The following is a 24,751-nucleotide window of genomic DNA, read 5'->3' as shown; positions in this document are numbered from 1 at the left end:
TTCCTGCTGCGTTGAACCGCTCGTGTCACCCCGAAGGGGTGATGAACTCGCCGACACGGCAACGCACGCTGACAGGGCACTAGGTATCGCGCACACACCACGTACGAGGAGAGCCAGCCATGGCAACACTGACCGTATGGAAGTTCCCCGGCCCCGAGGACGCGCAACGCGCAGTTTCCACCCTGGAGAACCTGCAGTCCGAGGGGTTGATCAAGGTCCATGATGCGGCAGTCGTGGAATGGGAAGAAGGGAAGAAGAAGCCGAAGACCCGCCAGTTGAACAACCTGGTGGGCGCCGGCGCGCTCGGCGGTTCGTTCTGGGGGCTGCTCTTCGGACTGCTGTTCTTCGTACCGCTTCTCGGTGTCGCCGTCGGCGCCGCTGCCGGAGCGCTCGCCGGTTCGCTTGCCGACGCGGGCATCGACGACGGATTCATCAACCAGGTAAAGGCCTCGGTCACTCCCGGTACCTCCGCGCTGTTCGTGATGACCTCGGACGCCGTCCAGGACAAGGTGCACAGCGCGTTCACCGGTTCGCACGCGGAGCTCATCCACACCAACCTGTCCAACGAGGACGAGCAGCGTCTTCGGGAGGCGTTCGCCGAGGGGTGACCGATCGCCTGTGGACGAGCCGTCCGCTCCCGGGGGGCGGCTCGTCTGCAGACATTCGGGCCCATCCATCGACCGCGAGGTGGCTCATGGCGAGCTCTGCGTACGAGATACGCGTCCGTGGCGAGGTCACGTACGCACTCGCCGACGCCCTCACGACGATGGGCTGGTCGGTCGACACCGACGGCGAGGCGACCGTGCTTGCCGGAGACGTACGCGACCAAGCGGAGTTGCGCGGCGTACTCGACTCGCTGGCCGCCATTTCGCTCGACCTGCTCGAAGTGCACCGGGTCGAGCCTCCTGCCGGGTCGTCCTAGTCGCGACCCGGCGCCCGGAATCTGGTTATCGCTCTCCCGGCCGGACGTTCGTACCTCGTCACCGCCGGCACCACCACCAAACTCCCCGGCAGAGTCGACACCACCGACCCGCCGAAGCGAAAACCTGCTGCCGCCTAGCTTCCCCGCCACCACAGCACCACCGTGGCGGGGCACAGGCAGCTCTCGACTCGCGCACGGGAGCCGGGAGCCACCTGCGCGGCAGATCCGACATTCGTCGTGCGGTACGTGCCAACTGCACTTAGAGTCAATGAAAGACCAGCCTCGTGCTCGGCAGTCTCGGTGCCGACTTCGTCCATGGGGGCCGTGTTGTCGGATCCGCCACCGGGTGGGACCCAGCTCGCTGGTCCCGCACGCGTCCGAATCCCCCGATTACCTCCCGGGACAGTCGCCCGCGAACGCGTGATTCGTTTACTCGACGGCGCCCGACCGGGAGAGCTGTTGCTCGTCGCCGCACCTGCCGGCTGGGGCAAGACCACCGCGGTCAGCCAATGGGCCGCGTCCGGCGATCGACCCGTTGCCTGGGTGGATTGCAATGCGGCTCTGGGCGAGCCGGACGCGCTCTGGGAAGTGATCCGGACAAGCCTCACGGATGCTCTTGGCACCGACCTGCCGAGCGTGCCCCAGCCGTCCCTTCCGGTCGACCGGCCGATCCTGCACCACGTACTCTCTCCCCTGCTGTCGACCAGGTCCGACGTCGTACTCGTTCTCGACGACCTTCATGTGCTCGATGACCCCGCCGTCCTCGATGACCTCAAGGCGCTCGTCGCGCATCCGCCGGCGTCTCTGCTTTTGGTCCTGGTCACTCGGGCGGACCCGCTACTGGCGCTGTATCGGGCACGGGCCGCGGGCATTCTGACCGAGGTACGCGCGGATGATCTCGCGTTCACTGCGGAGGAGACCCGTCTGCTGGTCGAACAGCGCGGGATCGCCCTCCCGGGCGTACGCGAGATCAGCGAGATCCGAGACCGGATGGAGGGCTGGGCAACAGGACTGGGACTCGCCCTTTCGTCCCTGGCGAACGCTGAAGGATCGGCAGCGTCCTCCGACGTCGGACCGCGCGCCGGCCCACTACTCACGGGCTATCTCGTTGAGCAGGTGCTCGACCGGCTCGACCCTGCCGACCGGCGCATGCTGATGCAGCTGAGTGTCGTCGATCGGTTCGACGTGACCCTTGCCGAACGACTGACCGGAGCACCGGTCTCCCTCGCTCGACTCGACGGGCTTGCACAGGTCGGCGGATTCCTGACCAGCGACCCCCTCGAGTCACTGCCGTTCCGCATCCACGGGTTGCTGAGGACAGTGCTGCGAGACGAGCTGCGGATCGCCGACGGGTCGCTCGTTCGAGCCGTCAACGTGGGAGCCGCGGAGTGGTACCGGTCCGTCGACCTGATCGGCCCGGCAATCGACTGCGCGCTCGAGGCACGCGACTGGGACCTCGCCGCCGATCTGCTCGTTGACCTGGCTTCATTGGGTATGGCGAACGGACCGCTGAGCGCAGCAGCCAGGTATCTCGAGCGGTTCCGGACCGGCAGGACGACGATCGATCCGCGGCCCGTACTCGTCGATGTGGCCCTCTCGCTCGATCGCGGCGACCTCGACGGCAGCGCGGCCCGGCTCGCAATGACGGCGGAGGCGATCGAGAGTCTGCCGACCGCTTCCCGCGTACGAGCGGATCTACTGAGGCGGCTGCTCGCGGCGGGCATCGAGTATCTGCGAGGTGACGGCCAACGGCTACTGACCGCGCTCGGCCCCGACGAGGACTTCGCCGTCGTCGGAGATCGACATGCGCCGTGGTCCTCCGCCGACGCGGCCCGCCGGGCCTGTGCTCGCTCGCTGCAGGCGTACGGCGAGCTGCACCTCGGCAGGCTGGCCGCCGCAGATCGGACGGCGAACGAGGCGATGGGCGCAGCTGGCAGCGACTTCGCACTCGTGGAGGTGCATACTCGTCAGGTCAATGCCGCGATTGCCGTTGCCCGCGGTGATCTTCGACGTGCACTCGAGCTCAGTGGCGAGGCGAAGCGTCTGTCGAGTCGACGAGCAGGTGCACTCATCGACACCCCGTTGGCGAACGCCGTCGCTGCCTGGTCACTTCTCGAACGTGGCGATTTTGCCGGTGCCTCCGCTGAGATCGACGCGGCCCGAACGGTCGGCGGTCAGGCACGACTGGTCGACCAGGTGGGCGGATACCTCATGGAGGTCATCGAGACCCGTCTCGACGCTGCGAACGGGCAGGACCCGACGAGCGTCGTCAACGACGTACGCAACATCACCGAGCGTCGGCCGAGTACGCAGTATCCGTACCTGTTCAAGACGATGCGCCTCGCGACGACAGTCCATGCTCTGCTCGCGATGGGCGCCCATACAGACGCCCTGGAGGTGATCGAGTCGGGGCCGATCGCAGCAGGCGACGACAACGCCGCCCTCGCCCGCGCCACCGTCGTCGCCCGAACCGCGGTCTTCGACCCCGCAGCGGTCACGGACGAGGAAATGGGGCGTCTCCGCGAGACTGTCTCCTCCCTCGAGCGAGAACTCCACGCAGACACCTACTCCGGCTGGGCAGTCCGTCTACTACTCGCCGCGGCCGTCATCGAGTCGCGGGAAGATCATCACGACCGTGCGTCGGTGCTGCTCCATCGCGCGCTCGCCGAGACCGAACAGCAGGGCTGGCGGCTTCCCTACCTCGAGCTCGGTGGTGCCGTCGGGTCGCTGCTGAGCCGCGAACGACTGCGGATCTCGGCGTACAGCAGCCTGATCGGCGACCTCCTGCATGACCTCGACCAACCCATGGAAGAACCTCGCGCTGATCTCGTCATCGCACTGTCGAAACGCGAGATCGAGATCCTCCGGGTCCTGCCGGCCGGATGCGACCAGGACGAGCTCGCCCGCCAACTCTTCATCTCCAAGAACACTCTCAAGACCCACCTGCGTGCGATCTACCGCAAGCTCGGCGTCGAATCCCGGCGGCAGGCCGTACTCAGGGGTGAGCGGCTACATCTGCTCTGAGCCGGCTGTCGGCTCGCTCTATCTGCTGTCTCGCTTCCTTCGGTACGACCACGCGTCTGCCCCGCTCGGCTTCGCTGTCGGCTCCCCGCTTCTGCGTCTACGACTACCCGCCACTTCACTTCTCGTCGCGGTCGGCTGTCCCCGCTTCCGTCGGCTGGGCAAAGACGCGGCGACGCGCGGAGGTGCCGATTCGGTTCGGTTGCTTGGCGGCTTTCCCGCCACTTTAGGGTGGATGCAGGGTAAGGTAGGCCCTTCCCAAGGACGGTTACCACTGTCCACGGCAAGTGTCCCTTGGGACAGTGACCGTTTGCCTTGGTCCCAAGGCAAACCGCACCACCGATGACACGAGTGAGTGGACTCCAGTCACGGTGGCCACGGGCGTACCAACGAGCACGGCAACCTCCCACTTTGCACGGTGTCTCCGCCGTGCACAGTGGGGTTTCACCATGTCTACTTGGTGAACCACCGCGGCCGACGCCGCAAAATCAGCGAGCGTCGCGCGTCGTCTCCACCGGTTCCTGTTCGTCGCCCTCGGCAGGGACGGCCAGCACCTCGAGTACGACGATCGCGATGGCAGTGCACAGCACGACGACGAGTGCGTTACCACCCGACGGATGGTCGATCGATACGTACGTCATTGCGGCGACGACGCAGATGATGACTCGCAGCAGGCCGCGGTTGCGGCCGAGGAAGGCGCCGACAGGTCCGGTGTCCAGGCCGGCCTTGGAGGTACCCGTCCGGAGCCTTTCGACGCCGGACGCGAGCACTCCGCGTACCCGGCTGCCCGAGCCCGTCGGTGCGAGGAGGTACGCCACCAGCGCGACTACGAGGCCGACGACCGCCAGCGCACGCAGGGCCGTACGCAGGAACCGGATCAGCGTGTCGTAGATGATCCCGGCGACGTCGAGCGGAAGCACCGACTCGGGTACCGAGTCGAGGTACACCTGCCGGATGATGTTCAAGGCGATGCCGAGGAGCAGCATCGACGCGGCGACGGCCAGCCCGATCGCCAACGCGGTACGCCGCCGATCACGCGCGATCACCAACGCGACGACGAGCAGCGCAAGCCCGATCGCCGGGAGAGCGCGCGCGGCCAGCTCAAGCCAACCGACGGCGCTCTGCGCCTTCTCGACATCGGTGGAGGCGAAGATCGTGAACGACGCGTTGATCGTCGGCAGGTTGCCGGCGAGCTGGAAGCCGTCATTGACGAGCCGCTGTTTCGCGGCGTCGATGAAGCTGGCGAGATTCACCCGAACCTCGCCGTTGGACACGTCGACGGAGCCTGTCTCCTCGCCGGTCAGGACCGCGACCATCTGGTCGTGTGCCTGCCGGTTCGCCTCGACCCACGCCTGACTGAACTCGTCGGATTCAACGACCTGGTCCACCCGCTTCGCGATGAAGTCCTCCACTGCACTGCTCAACGGCGTGGCGAGTGCCGGTAGCAGCGGCCGAGCGCGCTCCGGCACGAACTGCTGCTTCGACAGTGCCGTCAGGGCATCGTCGGTGACGGACGGGATGTCGATGCGGGTGAAGATCTCCTGGGTTATCCGCGCGGCGATCGCGTCCTGCACTGCCCGGTTGCTGCCAAGAGGCTCGACCGTCTCGACGTATCGGTCGGTGTCGACGATCTGATCACGTGCCCACGTCGCGACAACCGACAACGGCGCGGTGATCGTTGCGATGAGCACAAGGGTGAAAACAATCGGCGTACGCCACCTACCGGGACGCCGAGGCTCCCGGGCGTCCTTCGGCGAGCTCTCGCGCAGGCGTGCGACCTCGGCTCGCAGCGCCTCCACCTCGGCCCGCGTGGCGTCGTCATCCGATGCGTTGGTCATTCTCGTGACCCGATCCGTGCATAGTCGAAACTCGCTCCGGCCCGAGACGGTTCCGAGCGCGGTGAACGCACCATATCGCCTCGCGGCAGTCCGCAGGATCACCCGAAATGGATGACCGGCAAGGCGTACGTATAGCCAGCCGAGCGCGTCGACTGCGACTAACCTCCCAGGTACGCACCCACATCGAGCGCGGACGAGGAGCACGCCTTGGGATCGGGACGGTTGGCACGGCTCATCGAGCTCGCGTCCCGGATCACCGCGTACGCACGGGCGAGCTTCGTCGGCTCCTGCGCCAGCCGGATGATCGAAATCGGCAGCCGTGACCGCGCGGTCACTATCGCCGGTCAGGCATTCATTGCGCTGGTGCCCCTGATGATCGTGATCGCCGGCTGGTCCGGCGGCGGTGACGACGGCAACGGTGTCGACGACTCGCTGATCTCCTACTTCGCACTGTCGGGGTCGGCGGCCGACGCCGTACACGCGCTGTTCGAGACTCCGCCCTCGGTGACGGGCGGTACGTCATTGGTCGGGCTCTTCATCCTGCTCGTGTCGATCGGGTCTTTCTCACGGGCATTGCAGCGCGTCTACGAGTCGGCGTGGCGGCTGCCGCGGCGCGGGATGCGCGGCACCGTCTCCGGTCTCGCCGGTCTCGGTGCCCTGATCCTCATCCTGTTCAGCCAGGGCTGGCTGACTCGCCTGCTGTCGGCCGACTCGATCCCACGCGCAGCGAGTCTTGCGATCGAGACTGCGGCATTGGTGCCCCTGTGGGCGCTGTTCATGTGGTTGATGGTCTCGCGACGCGTCGGCTACCGCATCCTGTTGATCACGGCAGCGATCAGCGCCGCCGGTCAGGTCGCATTGAGCTCGTGGACCCGGCTTTACGTACCCCATCTGATCTCCGTCGACGCCGAGCGGTACGGCGTGATCGGCGTCGCGTTCGCGCTGGTCTCGTGGCTCGTACTCGTCGCGTACCTCCTCGTCGGCAGCGCAGTCATCGGCGTCGAGCTCACCGATCGGTTGCGTCGGGCGCATCCTCCACTGTTGACCCGCGTCCGCGCGCTGCCGCGTCGAGGCGCGACCGCGCAACGGCAACCGCCTCGTCCACCGTCGGATGAAACTCCGCGATCCGAGCAGCCTCCGTCGTGACGACCACATCCCGGACCTGACCGATGTCGTGGGCGAACATCAACGCGATGCCCGAACGCTGCAGATCCGCGCTGAGGAGTACGAGCATCGATGCGGCGGTCACGTCCACGAACGGCGTGGTCTCGCCGTCCAACACCACGATCTCGGTTTGCTCGTTCACGGCCGCCCGCACCCGCTCGCGTACGAAGTCTGCGTTGGCGAAGAACAGGCCCGACTCGACCCGCAGCACCTCGATCTGCGGGTCCGGCGGCGTCACGTGCTTGCGCGACGCATCAACCCACGCCCCGTCCGCACCGGGCTGACGGGCGAGCTGGATGACGTTCGGCCGCGACGAGCGGTACAGCAGCACGATCGCGGACAGGCCGATCCCGATGAACAGCCCGGGCAGTGTGTCGAACAGCAGTACGCCGATCATCGCCCCGATGGCCGAAGCGAAGTCGGCACGAGCCGAGTGGCGATAGATCCGACCGAGGCGACTGGTCCAGACCCGGTAAAGCCGGCGAAGGGACGCAAAGTCAACCAGCTCGATCACGGCGGCGATCACGACGGCAGCCAACACCGCCTCGGGCAGCTTCTCGAACAAACCGGTGAGGAACAACAGGGTGAGCACGGTCAGCACCGCGACGACGAGGCCCGACGTCTGACTCTTCGCACCGGCCGACCCGTTGACCGCGGTCTTCGACAGGCTGCCGTTGACGACCATACCGCCGAGCGCACCCGAACCGAGATTGCTCGCGCCCAGTCCGATGAGCTCCTGGTTCGGATCGATGTCGTAGCCCTCCTTCGCCGCGTACGTCTTGGCGGCGCCGAGCCCCTCTGCGTACCCGATCAGCAGCACGCCGACGCACGGTCCGACGAGGTCGAGGTAGGTGCCACCGGACAGGTCCGGCAGACCGAAGCCGGGAAGGCCGGCCTCGATGTGACCGACGATCTCGACGCCCTCGTCGTCAAGGCCCAACGCGGCCACCGCGACGATCCCGAGTACGACGAACACGAGCGATCCCGGTACAAGGGGCACGATCCGCCTCGTGACGAGAATTCCGGCCAGCGAGAGCAGGCCGATCACACAGGTCAGCGTGTCGACGTCGCCGAGCCGGGTGATGACGTTCCAGGTCTTCTCGAAGAAGTCCTCGCCTTCCTTCTCGATGCCGAGCAACGCGGGGACCTGCCCGATGATGATGGTCAACGCGAGCCCGACGATGAAGCCCTTGAGAACCGGTTCGGAGATGAACTCCGATAAGAAGCCGAGGCGGCACAGGCCCGCGACCACACCGAGGACGCCGACGATGAGTGCGATGGCAGCCGTCGCGGCCACGAACTCCTTGCTGCCGCCCGAGGCGACCGCCGCGACGACACTCGCCGACAGCGCCGCCGTGCCGGACATCGGGCCGACGACGAGATGCCGAGAGCTACCGAGCGCCGCGTACAGCAACAACGCCGGGGTCGCTGCGTACAGACCGACGACCGGTGAGACACCGGCGATCGTCGCGTACGCGAGCGACTCGGGTACGAGCACCGCCCATACCGTCAGCCCGGCGATGATATCGCCACGCAGCCACACCCGCCGGTAACCGGCGAACGACCGGAAGAACACCGACATGGCCGTTGGGAACGCCTACGGCGTGACGATCGCGAAGTCTTTGTCCCCCGGGTCGAGGACGGCCCCGAGCCGCGCGAGCACCGAGGCGTCGCCCTCGAGTGTCATACCGGTCTCTGCCAGTCGCTCGGCTGAGAGCCCACCGGCGGCCAAAGCAGGGAGCCCCCGATGCGTTGTTGTCAGAGTCGCGTCGGGCGCGCCTTTCTGTGGGCGAGCGCTATAGGTGAGCACACCGTTGGCGAGTCGGACGCGGTAACGCTCGTTCGTATCCGTGAACGCCACGTCGATGCTGAGATTCTCATCCCATGCCTTGGGTCCGTTGACCTGGATCGCGATGGCGTCGAACAGCATCGCCGGCGTCAGGTTGGCAATCACGTCGGGCGCAGTGGTTTCGGTGGGGGTGCCGAATCCGCCGTCGCGTAGCTCGGTGGCACCGGATAGGTAGAACGTACGCCAGGTGCCGTTCTCGGAACCGTAGCCGAGCTGCTCGTAGGTGTCCGCCAGCACCTCCCGACCGCCAGCATGGTCGGGTTCGGCGAACACGACGTGGTTCGCGAGCTCCGCCGCCCAACGGAAGTCGCCGGCATCGAAGGCTGCCCGGGCGTTCTCAACGGCGGCGTCGGCACCGCCCGCGAGGTCGACGTACCGTTTGGCTCGCTCGACCGGGGTGTGCTCCCAGAGATGGGCGGGGTTTCCGTCGAACCAACCCAGGTATCGCTGGTAGATGGCCTTCACGTTGTGGCTCACCGAGCCGTAATAGCCGCGTGCGTTCCAGGCATTCTCCAGCGCGGGTGGCAGCGTGATCTCCTCGGCGATTTCCGCACCGACTAGACCCTTGTTCATCATCCGCAAGGTTTGATCATGCAGGTACGCGTACAGGTCACGCTGGGTCGAGAGGAACTCGATCACCCGATCGTTGTCCCAGGTCGGCCAGTGGTGTGACGCGAACACGACTTCGGCCTCGCCGAAGAGGTCGATGGTTTCGGTCAAGTAGTTCGACCAGCCGTGCGGGTCTCGCACGACGGCGCCGCGCAAGGTGAGCAGATTGTGCAGGTTGTGAGTGGCGTCCTCCGCCGCGCAGAGCGCCTTGAAGTCGGGCAGGTAGATCAACATCTCCGACGGGGCTTCGGTGTTCGGCGCCATCTGGAAGACCATCCGCACACCGTCGACGGTGACCTCTTGACCCGTAGTGGTGACGATGTCGGTTGGCTCCATGAGTGAGACGGTGCCGGTCGAGATGGTCTGCCCGAGGCCTGTCCCGACCTGTCCTTGTGGTCCGCGGGCGAGTGCGGCTCCGTACATGTACGCGGCACGCCGGTTCATCGCCGTTCCGGCGTAGACGTTCTCGGACACGGAGGCTTCGACGAACCCCTCGGGCGCGAAGATCCGAGCCGCGCCCGAGTCGACCTCCTCCTGGGAGACGAAGCCCTTGACGCCGCCGAAGTGGTCAGCGTGCGAATGGGTGATCACAACCGCCTTCACCGGCCGATCCCCGCGATGCTTGCGATAGAGCGCCAAAGCTGCCGCGCCGGTCTCGACCGACAGCAGCGTGTCGAACACGATGACACCCTCATCGCCTTCGACGATGGTCGTGTTCGACAGGTCCATGCCGCGGACCTGGTAGACGCCGTCGACGACCTCGAACAGCCCTCCGATCGCGGCGAGCTGGGACTGGCGCCAAAGACTGGGGTTCACCGAGTCGGGTGCCTCACCCTGCAGGAAGTCGTACGTCGAGTTGTCCCAGAGCACAGTGCCGTCATCGGCAACGACAGGGCCCTCGATCGGCGCGACCAGTCCACGTCTTGCGTCCTCGAAGTCCTGGACATCGGAGAAGGGCAGCCGCTCGCGAAGGGCGGACTGCTGCTCGACGACGGCGGGGGTTACCGGCTTTGGAGTCGACATGACCCGATCCTCACACCGGGTACGAAGGCCGCGGATCACCCGTTCCGGGTGATCCGTCTTTCACCCGCGACGGGCGAAGCCACCGACCCGCCAGGCTTGTTTGATCGAGTCAAGCAAGAGGAAAGGGGTGCCCCATGACGGCACTGACGGTATGGAGGTTCAACACCCCGGACGGAGCCGAGGCGGCCGTCGAGACGTTGGAGCACCTGGCCGGCAAGGGGCTCGTCACCATCCACGACGCGGCCACGGTCTCGTGGGAGCCCGACAGGAAGAAGCCGAAGACCCGGCAACTCCACGAAACCACCCGTACCGGCGCTCTCGCGGGTGCGTTCTGGGGAATGCTGTTCGGCCTCATCTTCTTCCTCCCCGTGCTCGGCCTGGCGATCGGTGCCGCAGGCGGAGCGCTGTCCGGGGCGATGACCGATGTCGGTATCGACGACGGCTTCATCGACCGCGTTCGAGCCGAGATCACGCCGGGTACGTCCGCGCTGTTCGTCATGACGTCCGATGCTGTGATCGACAAGGTCAAGGAGGGCTTCGCCGGCCAGGATCCGCGGTTGATCTTCACGAATCTCAGCGGAGAGCAGGAGAGCCGCCTGCACGAAGTCTTCGGCGACTGATCCGCGACCGACGATGCAGGTGTGGCCGGCGCTCGTACGGTGGGCCCGTGGGGTTCGCCCGAACCGACGACACCTGAAGTCGGACACGGTCGCGGGCCTGTCCCGAGCCATCAGCAGCGTCCCGGACGGGATGGCCTCGAGTGTGCTCGCAGGTGTCAACCCGGTGCACGGGCTGTACGCATGCTTCGCGGGCCCGGTCGCCGGCGGCCTAACCTCGAGTACGCGGCTGATGGTCATCACCACCACCAGCGCGGCCGCCCTCGCGGCCGGTTCGGCCCTGGAATCGGTCGATGCGGATCAACGCTCCGACGCGTTGTTGATCTTGACGCTTCTGGCCGGAGCGTTCATGGTGCTGGCCGGAGCCTTACGCCTCGGGCGCTACGTACGCTTCGTCTCGCACTCGGTCATGGTCGGCTTCCTCACCGGCATCGCCATGAACATCGTGCTCGCACAGTTCGCCAACCTCGTCGGTGCCGACCCGTCCGGCGACATCGCACTCGCCCAGGCGGCAGATGTCGTCCTCCACCCGAGGATGATCGATCTGCCGTCGACAGCGGCCGGACTCGCGGCGCTGGCGTTCCTCGTCGTGCTCGGCCGCGGCAGACTGGCGGTCGTCAGCTCGATCTTCGCCCTCCTCGTACCCACCACGATCGTCGTACTCACGAATGCGGACGGGGTCGCCCGCGTCGAGGATGTGGGCGACATTCCGTCCGGCTTGCCGATGCCCGGCCTACCCGACGTCGACGCGTTCTCCCCCGGCCTTGTCACCGGTGCGTTAGCGGTCGCAGCGATCGTTCTCGTCCAAGGTGTCGGGGTCGCCGAGGCCACCCCGAACTCCGACGGGTCGCGTACAAACCCCGATCAGGACTTCTCCGCGCAGGGAGCGGGCAACCTCGCCGCCGGCATCTTCAGCGGCCAACCGGTCGGCGGCTCCGTCGGCCAGACGGCGCTCAATCTCGCCGCCGGTGGACGCACCCGATGGAGTGTGGTCATCTCGGGCATCTGGATGCTGGCGATCCTGGGAGCGTTGTCAACGGTCGTCGGCCTGGTGGCGATGCCCACGCTGGCTGCCGTCCTGATCTTCGCCGCGGTCAAGTCGTTCGCCCCCACCGATGTACGTGCCGTCATCAGAGCCGGGAACACACCGCAGATCGCATTGATGACGACGTTCGTCGCGACGATCACCCTGCCGGTTGCGGCTGCGGTCGGCATCGGCGTCGCCCTGTCCCTGCTGTTGCAGATCAACCAGGAACGCGTCGATCTGCGAGTCGTTCGGCTGGTGCCCGGAGACCAGGGCCGACTCACCGAGACGGAGTCACCGAACGCGCTGCTTGACATCGAGGTCGTCGTTCTCGATGTGTACGGCTCGTTGTTCTATGCGGGCGCCCGCACCTTGCAACTGCAGCTACCCGACCCGAGCGGATCGACACGACCGGCGGTGATCCTGCGTTTGCGCGGGCGCTCGACGCTTGGCGCGACGTTCTTCAAGGTCATCGGCGACTATGCGAAGCGGTTGAAGGACGTCGATGGCCGTCTCTACCTGTCCGGACTCGACGAAAGCCTGGCGAGCCGCTGGGAGCGCGATCGGCTGCCGGAGCGGTCCGCGCCGATTCGGCTGTACCGGGCAACGCCCACGATCGGTGAATCGACGCACGCCGCGTTCCTCGACGCACGGGCCCGCATCGTCGATCACCTCGACTGACTGCGTATGGCGGGCAGAGTCACCCCGCAAGGGTGAGGCGGAAGCGTCCCAGCTGGCACACGATGACGACGGCAGCAACCTTTCGTGCGGTCGCGGTCACTTTCAGTCATTGTCGGGGCTCGCGAGGTGCCAGGCCGGGCTGAGGCTCCAGGGCCGCTGACTGGAGGCAGGATGTCCCGACACCACGGCGTACTCGCGCTGCTCGGCGCCGTTCTGATCGCACTGTCCGCCGCGCTCAGCGGTCTCACCCTGTCGCCCGCGCACGCCCAGGGTGAAGGCATCCTCAACGTCTCCAAGGAGGTCGTGGGTACGCCGCCGCCCGACGGGTACGCACCGGGTGACACCTTCCAATACCGAATTGAGCTCTCCTGCTCGAACCTCGAAGGTGCAGGCTGCGACGCCGCTGCCCTGAACGACCCGCTACCCGAACCGCTCGTTCTTGCCGGCGACCCGTCGGTGAGCGGCACAACCGACTACGAGGTCAGCGCCGACGGAGACGCCTTCACGATCGACTTCACCGAGCCGCTCGAGGGTGATGTCGTCGGGCTCGCCGCCGGCACTGACGTCGTCGTGATCGTCAACGTCATGGTCCCCGAGGACGCCTCCGCGAACTACGACGGCACGGTGACCAACACGGTCGATGCCACTCAGACCAACGGTGACCCGGACTCGGCCTCCGCCGATGTGCCCCTCAACATTCCCCTGGACCTGGCCGCGCAGGTCACGAAGACGATCGAGCCGGGCAGCGTCCCGGGCGTACCAGGTCAGCCCGTCGAGTTCACCATCGACTCCTCGAACGCGTCCAATGCGTCGGTCGACTCGCTGGTCGTGCAGGATCCGACAGACGGTGCGGACGACCCGTTCGCATATCTCGAGGTCACCGGGGTCGCATCCGTCACGCCACCCGAAGGCGCCACCCAGGTGCAGGTCGATTGGCAGGACGCCGACGGCAACTGGACCGACGGCAGCCCGACGGCGATCCCCGACGACCCCAACGCATTGTTGAACGGCATTCCGATGGAGGACATCCACGGACTCCGGATCACCTGGATCAGCGAGGACGGGGCCACGATTCCGCCCGACGCCGACTCAACGATCGTGCTCGAGACGCAGACCCGTGACAGTGTCACGGACCTGCCGGCGGGAGGGACGACCGTCACGAACGTGACGTCAACAGTCGTCAACCTCGATGGCCAGACTTCCGACGAGGTCACCGACGACGCAAGCCTCGTGATCAACCGTGCGGATCCGACGGTCGCGACCTCGAAGACCTACGCACCGCAGAACGTACCCTCCGGCGGCACGAGCACAGCGACGATCAGCTCCACGAACGGCGCAGTGCCAGTCGACGAGATGGTGATCACCGACCCCGGCGCCGGCCAACCCGGCTTCGACGAGCAGGGCGTCACGTTCGACGGTTTCGACGCAGACTCGGTCGAGTGGCCGGCGAATGCGACCGAAGCATCGGTCACCTACACCTACGACGACGACACCACCTCAACCGAGTCGACGACCGCGGCGAACACGCTGCCCGCCCCCGAGCTGGGTAAGACGGTCACCGGGTTCGAGATCACGTTCTCCGGGCCGATCCAGCAGAACGCGACGGCGAACCTCTCGTACGACGTCACGGCAGAGACGTTGCCCGGAGACTCCGGACCCGTCACCTCGACGAACTCGACGTCGACGGAGGTCACCGATGCCAACGGCGCGAGCGCCGAGGCCGACGACACGGCCGATCTGACCATTCTGCCGCTACAGGTGGACACGAACGTCAGCAAGGACATCATCCGCGACGAGATGCCGGGCGTACCCGGATCGGCAACGGTGATCTCGTTCGACGCGATGGTGTCGGAGGACTCCACGATCGGCTCGGACTATCTGCAGATCACCGATCCGTCCCCTCAGCCACCGGACAGCGACAACCCACCGGCACTGACCGATTTCTGGAACGCGATGGACCTGGTGTCGATCGGGCCGGTCGAGATCCCCACCAACACCACGCTGACGGTCGAGTACTGGAGCGACTCACAGCAGGAATGGGTCACCGTCGAGAGCGGCCTCACCAGCGACGACTCACCGTTCAACTGGACACCCACGGCCCAGGAGCGCGAGGACATCGCCGGTATCCGGCTCACGTACGAGCCGACCGACCCGGACGGCACGCTCCCGCCCGGATTCGAGGTCACGCCGTACATCACCGTCGCGCAGCGCGACCAGCTTCGCGACGGCTCGGGCAGCGCGCTGCCCGGCGACGACCCCATCACGTACGACAACGACGTACAGACGAAGGTCGACAATCCGGACTCGCAGGAAACCCCACGGTACGACAGCGACGACGACTCCATCACCGTGAATCCGGCTCCGGACGGGCCCGGCACGGACCTGCTCGACAAGACGTGGCTCGGCCCGGACACCGGAGACCCGGATGACGCAGTCACGGTCGGTGCGCTCACCGACGACACACGTGATGCCCGGATCACCTGGGGCACGGGCGGCTTCCCGATCCAGCAGGCGGTCATCACCGACCCCGCGTCGGCCGGTGAGCTCAACGAGGTGTCTACGAGCGTCTACGACGCGTTCGACCTGGTCGCGATCAAACCGATCAATGCCGACAACGACCCGCTGATGACCTTCGACGCGGTCACGTCGGTCGAACTGTACTTCACCGACGGCGGCTGGACCGACATCACCGACGAGGTCTGCGGTACGGACGGCGCCGGCTGCGACGGGGTGTTCCCCGGGTACACGCTCACCGACCCGGAGTCTGCGGAGGCCCTGGGCGTACGCCTGACGTTCGAGGAGAGCCCGACCCGCGCGGACCGGATCACCGATCCGGCGACAGACCCGCCCGTCGGCAGTGGCGTGGCGAACTCAACTGCGGCGAGTCGCCCGGTTGATCTCACGTTCCAGATCCGGCAGACGTTGCGGTCCGATCCGGACCAGGCGGTGCTGGGCACCGAACATGACTACACGTACAACACCGGTGAGCCGGGCCTCGTCGACAACACCGCGAGCCTGACGCCCGACGACTACCCGCCGTCGACCGACGACGCGCTGATCACGATCACCGACTCGGCCGTCAACGCAACGCTGACCAAGACATTCGACACGGACACGGTCGGCCTGCCGCCACCCGGCGGGGACACGCCGCCGGAGGACTACCCACTCGCACTCGCCACCCTCACGGCGACGAACACGACCCCAGCGAAAGTGTCGACGCTGCAGGTGACCGACTCCGTCGACAACGGACCCGTGTCGTCGAACATGTTCGACGTCTTCAACCTGCAGCAGATCGTCTCGATCTCCGTACCGGCGGACGCCGATCCCGGTCTCAGCGAGGTGTACCTCACCGAGAACGGCGCCGAAGGCCCCGCTCTGTCGATCGACGAGGCGCTCGAACTGAGCGAGTCCGAGCTGGCAGACGTGACCCAGATCCGGGTCCTTCACCACAGCCCGGACGGAAGCCTCGTCGCGATAAACCCGAACGCCCAGTCCGTCGTCGAGCTGAGCATGCGCCTTCGACCGACCCACCGCAGCGACGGCTCAGCCGTTGAGGAGGGTCAGAACGTCCTCAACATCGCGCAGACAGAGGTCAGCAGCCCCGAGGACGACGCCACCGCGAACGCCAACGACCAACTCACGATCGCCCAGGCGACGTACGGGGTCGAAGCGGACAAGACGATCGACCCGGAGGAACGGTTCGAGAACGAGAGCAAGGACTACACCATCCGGCTACAGGGGCAGCCCACCGGCAACGTCCGCACCCGCGAGCTGACGATCACCGACACCGCGGAGACGTTCTGGAACGCGTTCGACCTCACCTCGTTCGACTCGGTGCCGACGCCCGAGCCCATCGCGCAGATCAAAACCGATGCTCTCGTCGGCATCACCTACGAGCTCGATGCCGACGGCGACCCGGTCGCGCTGTGCGATGGATCGACGGACCTTTCCGGTTGCTGGGAGGAAGGCGACTGGACCGCGACGGGCGACACCATCACGCCGATGCTGCCCGACGGTGTGTCGGCCGGCGCCGTACGCGGTCTGCGGTTCTCGTTCCAGAATGCCGCCGACACGGGATGGGAACGCCCGGCCAACCCGATCGTGCCCGTCGAGTTCACCGCGACGATGCGCGACACGCTGATCATCGGTCCGAACGGCGAGGACAACTCCGTTCCGGTGCCGACGACACAACCGGGTCTGCCCACTGCACCGGGCGAGACCGACCAGGGACGTACGACGGACTCGGTCGACGTCCATGCGACAGGGTCGTTCAACACCCCGGGCGGCGGTACGTACGAGGCGGACGACTCGGCAACGGACAGCACCCTGCGCAAGCACCTCACGAACGAGGTTTCGATCGTCAAGACGCCCGGACGCGGCAACGACGACCCACCGCTGTACCTACCCGACAGCGAGATCCCGTACGAGTTCACGATCACGAACACCGGGACGTGGCCACAGACCAATGTCACGATCACGGACCGGATCCAGACGAACGAGAACGGTTCGATGCTTGTCGAGCCGCGCGACTCCAACGGCGATCCCGACCCGTCGTACACCTTCACGCTCGTCGACGCTGACGGAAATCCGAAGCCGACCGACGGGTTCACCGCCGAGCTCGACGAGGAGACCGGGGTTCTGACGGTCACCCCGCCGGACGGCTTCGTGCTCGAACCGGGTGACGTTCTGACGGTCGAGACTCCGCTGATCTATCAACCCGGGCTCGACCCGGGCACTCAGGTGCACAACCGCGTCACGACCACCGACGACCGTACGTACGACGTCTGCGAGTCCACGCGCAACGCGACGATCGACCGTACGTCGACCGACGTCGACCGGTGTACCTCGATCACGGTGACCGAGCCATTGCCGGCGTCGCCTATCAGGGTCAGCAAGTCGGTCAAGGGCGAGGGCGCCGGGTTGCCCGACGCGCAGCCGGCCGACCAGAACTTCGACGACCTCGGCATCTATGTCGACGGCGGGGCGGCTCCCAGCGCCTGCGAGGCGCCGAACGCACCCAACGGGTTCTATACCTACCCCTGCGTGCCGATCACACGACCCGGCGGAGACGAACGGTGGCAGTTGCGGTTCACCAACTCCGGCAACACCGTCGCCGGCGTGCTGTCCGGCATAGACGTACTCCCCCACCCCGGTGACACGGGCGTCATCGTGCCGTCGGACCGCGACTCCGAATGGACACCTACCCTGCTCGGCAATTTCACCAGCGACGGTGTGCCCGTCGACCTCAGCAACGACTTCGTGACCCTGTACTACCTGACGACGGTGCCGAACCAGGCGTGCAACGAGGCCGACATCCTCAGCGACACCGACCCGGAGTGGAGTGCCGAGAAGTATCCCGACTGTTTCGACGAGGTCGAGGGCCGCAACTGGATTCGAGTCACTCCGAGCACGACAGAGGCCGAGCTCGCCCAGGCGAGGGCGATCAAGGGCGTCATCGACTACTCCAACTCCGGAACCGACGACGGGCTGCACCCGCTGGAGACGAAGACGGTCACCTTCGACACCCGGACACCGTGGGCACCGGACACACCCGGCGCACTGCCGCCCACACCGATCGCGTGGAACTCGATCGCTGCGGGCGCCCGGGCGACCGCGGGCGACGACGTACAGAGCCCGACGAACGTGATCGAACCGCGCAAGGTCGGCGTCGCCACCGCGACCGGTGAGCTCGCGCTCGAGAAGATCGTCGACGTACCGGACGGTTACCCAGGCGATGCGCTCCCCGACTCGTACAGCGTGGCGCTGGCGTGCACCTCCGGTCCGGAGGACGTCTCGATTGTCGACGCCGACGGCAACGACCAGAGCCAAGTCAGCGTGCCGGCCGACAATTCGGTGACTGTCAACGCCGACGGCAGCCTCACCATCCCGTGGGGAGCCGACTGCACGGCCACCGAGGATCCCGTGCCGCCCGGCGCGACCGTGACCTGGGACCCGGCCGGGGACGATCCGGCGTCCGGCGAGGTCGACGCAACCCGTGACTTCGCCGGCCGAGACGACATCGTCAACCCGGCCTGGCCGGATCCGGTTGAGCCATTCACGATCCAGGCGACGAACACGTACGAGGTCGGCGGGTTCAGCGTCTCGAAGACGGTCGACGACGGCGGCGTACAGGAACCGATCGAGTACGACCGCACGTACGACTTCATGGCGACGTGTACGTACGACAACGGCGAGGAGACAGTCGACGTCCTGGACGAGACGTTCAGTCTCGACGACGGCGAGGAGCAGACGTTCGACGATCTACCGGCCGGATCCGAGTGCACGGTCACCGAGACCGGAAGCGGGGGTGCCGCGGACACGACGGTCGAGGTCGCGCCGAACGGCACCCCGTCCGATGACGGAACGGCGTCCGACTTCACCATCGAACCCGATGAGGGCGACGAGCACGTCAACACAGTCGACTTCACGAACACGTACACGACCGGTTCGGTCAGCGTCATCAAGCACATCGAAGGTGACGACCAGTGGGCAACCGACCCGTTCGAGGTCGCGATGGTTTGCACGCTCGACGGCGCGACCCCGGACCGGGTGTACGAGGACTCACACACCTTCACGCCGCCGTTCCCGGCCGGCGACACCGACACCTGGACGGTGAACGATCTGCCGACCGGCGCCGAGTGCACGGTCACCGAGCCCAAGACCGGTGGGGCAAACGAGACGACACTCGATCCCGCGGACGGCATCGTGACGGTCGGCGATGATGCCGACGATCCGGTCGAGGTGAACATCACCAACACGTTCCTCGATGGCCAGGTGCGGGCCCGCAAGGTCATCGCGGGCCTGGCCGGTCAGCAGCTCGAGCAGGCGCGCGATCATACATACACGTTCAGCCTGGCCTGTACCCGTGAGGTCGACGGCGAGACCGAGGATGTCGACATCCCCGACGGTCCCACCCGGGACGTCACGCCATCGGAGAACCCGGTCGCGGTCTGGGCGGAGCTTCCGGTCGGAGCCGAGTGCACGGTCACCGAGGTTCCTGACTCGCAGTATCCGGACACCGTCAACGTCATCGTTTTCCCGCAGTCGGTGACGGTGCATGAAGCGGGCGACCCACCGCAGGCTCGCGCCGTCGTCATCAACGTGTTCGATGAGGCGCCGCTGACCGTCGAGAAGCTGGTCACCGGGGACGCCGCCGAGTACGCCCCGGACGAGTTCGGAGTCGAGCTGGAGTGCTCGTTCGGCGACGTACCGCTGAACGTCGACCCGGACAACCCGGATGCCGAACCGGGCCCGTACGACTTCACGCTCGCCCCGGACGAGTCGTTCACCACCGCAGATCTGCCGGTAGGCACCGAGTGCAGCGTTACGGAGACCGATACCGGCAACGCCACGTCCACGACGATCACCGGCGACGGCGACGTGACGATCGGCGCGGACGGTACGACGGCCACGATCACCAACCAGTACGACGATTCCGGGTTCGTGATCAAGAAGCAGGTCGACGCCGGGGGCGCGGTCGATGCGAACGGTGACCCGGTCGCGTACGACGTCGACTACACGTTCGACGCGATGTGCACGTTCAACGGTCAGACGGTGCTCGACACCGAGGTGACGGTTCATGCCGACGAATCGAAGCAGGTCGACGGGGTGCCGGTCGGCGCGCGGTGCACCGTCACGGAGACCGACACCGCCGGTGCGAAGACCACCACTATGCAGGTCACCCAGGACGGCACGACGACACCCGGTGACGCGACATCGGCCACGTTCACGCTCACCGCGGGCACAACCGAGCTCGACACCGTGACCGTCACGAACGCGTACGGGGTCGGCGACCTGCAGATCAAGAAGGTCGTCAACGGACCCGGCGCCGACGACGCAACCGGCCCGTACACGCTCCGCGTCCGCTGCACGTTCGACGACGCGCAGCCGAAGGTGGTGCGCAGCGAGAAGCATGAGCTCGATGCGGGCGAGACCTGGCAGGTCGCCAACCTCCCGGCGGGCGCCGAGTGCACCGTGACCGAGCCTAAGGACGGCGGCGCGGACGAGGTGACGATCGATCCCGGCACCGTGACCGTGAGCGATGGAAAAACCGTCAAGGTCCGGGCAACGAACACGTTCGGGCCGCCAGACGGAGGTCCCGGCGAGGGCCACCTCAGGGTCGAGAAGGTCGTCAACGGGCCCGGCGCCGACGACGCGAGTGGTCCGTACACCGTGCGGGCTCGCTGTGTCCTCGACGGATCGGTCGTACGTACGGATAGGCATCAGATCACGGCGGGCGACACCTGGATGATCGATGATCTGCCAGTGGGCGCGCGATGCACCGTCACCGAACCGAGGAACGGTGGGGCCGACGACGTGACGGTCACACCCGGCACCGTGACCGTAGACGGTGACAGCGCTGTCGACGTTTCGGTCACCAACACCTTCAACCGGCCCGATAGTGACGACGATGACAACGGTGACGACGACAACGAGGGTGACGATCTGCCCGACACAGGTAGTTCGATCAACCCGCTGTGGCTGCTGCTGTCGGCGATCGCCATCGCGGCCGGCGGCGTCGCGATCCGCATGAGCCGGCAGCGCTGACTACCCTTTTCACGTCGAAACCGGGCCGCCCCGGGCAGGCAACAGGGGTGCGTACGGACTCGTCCCCAACCGTTCACCGCTCGTTCACCGACGCCCTCCGACCGCTTCACCTCGTCTCATTAGCGTCAGCGACGAACAGTGGTCAACTACCTGCTACGTGGCACGCGTAGCCCCGACTTCGAGGGATATGAAGTGAAACGCAACCTGATGCGCTATGGCGCTCCTTTGGCCGCAACGGCCGCGCTCGTGCTCGCGACCGCGTGCGGTGCTGGCAACGAGGCAGACGCCGACGGTGACAGCGGCTCGAGCGATCTCAGCGGCGAGCTCAACGGCGCCGGCGCGAGCTCGCAGGAGGCAGCCTTCGCCGCTTGGCAGAAGGGCTTCCAGACCGAGAACCCCGACGTCACCGTGAACTACGACCCGGTGGGATCGGGCAGCGGCCGCGAGCAGTTCATCGCCGGCGGCAGCATCCTCTTCGCCGGATCCGACGAGTACTTCCCGGAGGAGGAGATCGCCGACGCCGAGGAGCGCTGCGGCGGCGACGTCGTCGAGGTCCCGGTCTACGTCAGCCCGATCGCCGTCATCTTCAACGTCAAGGGCGTCGACTCGCTGAACCTCAGCCCGGAGACGCTCGGCTCGATCTTCGCCGGCAAGATCAACTCCTGGGACGACAAGGCGATCGCGGCCGAGAATCCCGACGCCAACCTGCCGAGCGAGCCGATCACCGCCGTACACCGCTCTGACGAGTCGGGTACGACCGCCAACTTCACCGACTACCTCGACCAGGCGTCGGGCGGCAGCTGGTCGCACGGCGTCATCGAGACCTGGCCGATCAAGAGCGGCGAGGCCGCCGAGGGCACCTCCGGTGTCGTCAGCGCGGTGAAGAACGGCGAGGGAACGATCGGATACGCCGACGCCAGCCAGGCCGGTGACCTCGGTGTCGCCAAGGTCCAGGTCGGCAAGGAGTTCGTCGAGTACAGCCCCGAGGCCGCGGCCGCCGCGCTCGACGCATCCAAGCCCGCTTCCGGGCGCGCCGACACGAGCATGGCGCTCGACCTCGACCGCACGACGACCGAGGGCGGCGTCTACCCGATCGTCCTCGTCTCGTACGGCATGGCCTGCAGCGAGTACGAGTCGGCCGAGGAGGCCGATCTGGTGAAGGGCTGGTTCGACTACGTACTCAGCCCCGAGGGCCAGAAGGCCGCCGCCGGTGAGGCCGGCTCGGCTCCGCTCTCCGAGCAGGTGGCCAGCGACGCCAAGGCCATCGTCGACCAGATCTCGGCCAAGGGCTGATCACTGGTGGCCGTCTCTCCTCCTCGGGGGAGGAGAGGCGGCCACCGACTCATGTACTGCCACTCGCACGACCAGGAGCCGAGAACGTGACGACAGCCAGCACCCGCGAGGCGCCGCGACCCGTACGCCGGCGTGGCGACCGGATCTTCTCCGGCATCTCGTTCGCGGCCGGCGCACTCATCCTGATCACGCTCGCCAGCGTTGCGATCTTCCTGACCGTCGAGGCGATTCCCGGCATCAGCGCGACCGCGGAAGAAGCGCCGATCCTGGACGGCGCGGGCTTCTGGTCGTACGTCTGGCCGCTCGTCTACGGCACCCTCTTCGCGGCCGCGATCGCACTGCTGATCGCAACCCCGCTCGCGATCGCCGTCGCACTTTTCATCTCGCACTACGCGCCACGCCGCATCGGCCAGCTGGTCGGCTACGTCGTCGACCTGCTCGCGGCCGTCCCCAGCGTCGTGTACGGCCTCTGGGGCATCGCCTTCCTGTCCGGAGAGCTGGTGCCGATCTACCGCTGGCTCGCCGACAACCTGGGATTCATCCCGTTCTTCGACACCAACCCGGCCGGGCAGGCGTACGCCTTCAGCACCACCGGCCGCACCATCATGACCGCGTCGCTCGTACTCGCGATCATGATCCTCCCGATCATCACCGCGATCTGCCGCGAGATCTTCCTGCAGACACCGCGCCTGCACGAGGAGGCGGCGCTCGCACTCGGCGCGACCCGCTGGGAAATGATCCGGATGACGGTCTTCCCGTACGCCCGCTCCGGCATCGTCGGCGCTGTCATGCTGGGCCTCGGCCGCGCGCTCGGCGAGACGATGGCCGTTGCGATGGTGCTGTCCACGAGCGGGGTAGTCACCGTACGGCTCCTCACCACGACGAACCCGTCGACGATCCCCGCGAACATCGCGCACGGCATCAAGGAGAGCTCGGGTCTCAACGTGAACGTGCTCATCGCCAGCGGCCTGGTGCTGTTCGTGATCACCTTCCTGGTCAACTTCGCCGCCCGCGCGATCGTGGATCGCCGCAAGGACTTCTCCGGAGCCAACTGATGAGCGTCACGACCGCACCCGAGCGCCCCGGCACGCCGGTCACGCCGCCGGACCCCTCGCTGCGCCAGCCGAAACTGCCCCATTGGGCCGGGTACGCCGTCTTCGGCGGACTGGTCGCGCTGGCGGCAGTCCTGTACTTCGTCATCGGCATGCCGCTCGTCGGCTCGGTCGTCGTCGCCTGGCTGGTGTGCGCGGTCGCGTACCCGGTATGGTCGCTGACCATCGAAGGCACCCGCAAGGCGACCGACCGGCTGGTGACCGTCGGCGTCCTGACGGCGTTCGCGCTCGCGCTCGTACCCCTCGTCTCGATCATCGTGAAGGTGATCGCGGAGGGTGCCGGCGCCTTGAGCGCCGAGTTCCTCACGTACTCGATGCGTAACGTGATCGGGGAGGAGCAGGGCGGCATTTACCACGCCCTGATCGGCACCTTGCTGATCACCGCCGGCGCGACCGTCATCTCGGTTCCGATCGGCCTGTTCACCGCGATCTACCTCGTCGAGTACGCCAAGGACAACCGCCTCGGACACTGGATCCGCTTCCTGGTCGACGTGATGACCGGCATCCCGTCGATCGTGGCGGGCCTGTTCGCGTACTCGCTGTTCGTCGCGCTGTTCGAGCCGGGCATCCGACTCGGCATCGGCGGCTCGGTCGCGCTGTCGGTGCTGATGATCCCGGTGGTCGTACGTTCGTGCGAAGAGATGCTGAAGCTGGTCCCGAACGAGCTGCGCGAGGCGTCGTACGCCCTCGGCGTACCGAAGTGGCGCACGATCGTACGGGTCGTGATCCCGACATCGCTGGCCGGCATCGTCACCGGCATCACCCTGGCCATCGCCCGCATCATCGGTGAGACGGCACCTCTGCTGCTGATCGCGGGATCGACCACGTCGACGAACTTCAACTTGTTCGACGGCAACATGATGACGCTCCCGGTCTTCGCGTACTCAGAGGTGAGCTCGCCGGGAATGAACCCCGAGCTCTCCACCGAACGCGCATGGGGCGCCGCGCTGGTGCTGATGATCATCGTGATGCTGCTGAACCTGATCGCCCGTGTGGTGTCTTACCTCTTCTCGCCCAAGGGGGAGAAGTGACCTCGACGACGACACCCCCA

Annotated in this window: 12 protein-coding genes and 1 pseudogene; 10 read left to right on the top strand and 3 right to left on the bottom strand. The window is 66.7% G+C overall.

The window, feature by feature from the left end:
• Positions 1-119 precede the first annotated feature (119 nt).
• From MU582_03755 to MU582_03745, 3 genes are all read left to right on the top strand, one after another.
• Positions 120-608 (top strand): DUF1269 domain-containing protein, encoded by a 489-nt coding sequence (locus MU582_03755; protein UPK75765.1) that lies wholly within the window; start codon positions 120-122, stop codon positions 606-608.
• 86 nt (positions 609-694) lie between these two features.
• Complete coding sequence (locus MU582_03750) at positions 695-922, top strand: hypothetical protein (GenBank protein UPK75764.1); 228 nt, start codon at positions 695-697, stop codon at positions 920-922.
• Positions 923-1,342: 420 nt separating this feature from the next.
• Positions 1,343-3,946 carry a LuxR C-terminal-related transcriptional regulator gene (locus MU582_03745; protein ID UPK75763.1) on the top strand — a complete coding sequence of 868 codons (2,604 nt, stop codon included), beginning with the start codon at positions 1,343-1,345 and terminating at the stop codon, positions 3,944-3,946.
• Positions 3,947-4,431: 485 nt separating this feature from the next.
• Here MU582_03745 and MU582_03740 read toward each other — a convergent pair whose 3' ends face one another.
• Positions 4,432-5,781 (bottom strand): hypothetical protein, encoded by a 1,350-nt coding sequence (locus tag MU582_03740; GenBank protein UPK75762.1) that lies wholly within the window; start codon positions 5,779-5,781, stop codon positions 4,432-4,434.
• A 372-nt stretch (positions 5,782-6,153) separates the two neighbouring features.
• On the opposite strand from MU582_03740, the pseudogene MU582_03735 reads away from it, so the two are divergent.
• Positions 6,154-6,738 (top strand): annotated as a pseudogene (locus MU582_03735) (hypothetical protein).
• Between the two features lie 49 nt (positions 6,739-6,787).
• Here MU582_03735 and MU582_03730 read toward each other — a convergent pair.
• Both MU582_03730 and MU582_03725 read right to left on the bottom strand, forming a co-directional pair.
• Positions 6,788-8,527, bottom strand: a complete 1,740-nt coding sequence (locus tag MU582_03730) for a SulP family inorganic anion transporter (GenBank protein ID UPK75761.1) — start codon at positions 8,525-8,527, stop codon at positions 6,788-6,790.
• Between the two features lie 15 nt (positions 8,528-8,542).
• Positions 8,543-10,426 carry an MBL fold metallo-hydrolase gene (locus tag MU582_03725; protein UPK75760.1) on the bottom strand — a complete coding sequence of 628 codons (1,884 nt, stop codon included), beginning with the start codon at positions 10,424-10,426 and terminating at the stop codon, positions 8,543-8,545.
• 134 nt (positions 10,427-10,560) lie between these two features.
• Between MU582_03725 and MU582_03720 the strand changes: the two genes are divergently transcribed.
• The 6 genes from MU582_03720 to pstA all read left to right on the top strand — a co-directional run bounded on the left by MU582_03720 (position 10,561) and on the right by pstA (position 24,731).
• Positions 10,561-11,046, top strand: a complete 486-nt coding sequence (locus MU582_03720) for a DUF1269 domain-containing protein (GenBank protein UPK75759.1) — start codon at positions 10,561-10,563, stop codon at positions 11,044-11,046.
• A gap of 130 nt (positions 11,047-11,176) precedes the next feature.
• Positions 11,177-12,748: a SulP family inorganic anion transporter gene (locus MU582_03715; protein UPK75758.1), complete on the top strand. Its 1,572-nt coding sequence runs from the start codon at positions 11,177-11,179 to the stop codon at positions 12,746-12,748.
• Positions 12,749-12,919: 171 nt separating this feature from the next.
• Positions 12,920-21,295 (top strand): DUF5979 domain-containing protein, encoded by an 8,376-nt coding sequence (locus tag MU582_03710; GenBank protein UPK75757.1) that lies wholly within the window; start codon positions 12,920-12,922, stop codon positions 21,293-21,295.
• A gap of 192 nt (positions 21,296-21,487) precedes the next feature.
• On the top strand, positions 21,488-22,588 hold the full coding sequence (pstS, locus tag MU582_03705; protein ID UPK75756.1) for a phosphate ABC transporter substrate-binding protein PstS: 1,101 nt from the start codon (positions 21,488-21,490) through the stop codon (positions 22,586-22,588).
• An 86-nt stretch (positions 22,589-22,674) separates the two neighbouring features.
• Entirely contained in the window at positions 22,675-23,643 is a 969-nt protein-coding gene (gene pstC / locus MU582_03700) for a phosphate ABC transporter permease subunit PstC (protein UPK75755.1), read from the top strand.
• On the top strand, positions 23,643-24,731 hold the full coding sequence (gene pstA, locus MU582_03695) for a phosphate ABC transporter permease PstA (protein ID UPK75754.1): 1,089 nt from the start codon (positions 23,643-23,645) through the stop codon (positions 24,729-24,731). The genes pstC and pstA overlap by 1 nt, the downstream gene beginning before the upstream one ends.
• Positions 24,732-24,751: the final 20 nt, after the last annotated feature.

It is taken from the genome of Nocardioidaceae bacterium SCSIO 66511 (assembly GCA_023100825.1).
In the GTDB taxonomy this organism is placed as follows: domain Bacteria; phylum Actinomycetota; class Actinomycetes; order Propionibacteriales; family Nocardioidaceae; genus Solicola.
This window is presented reverse-complemented; position numbering and strand designations above follow the sequence as displayed.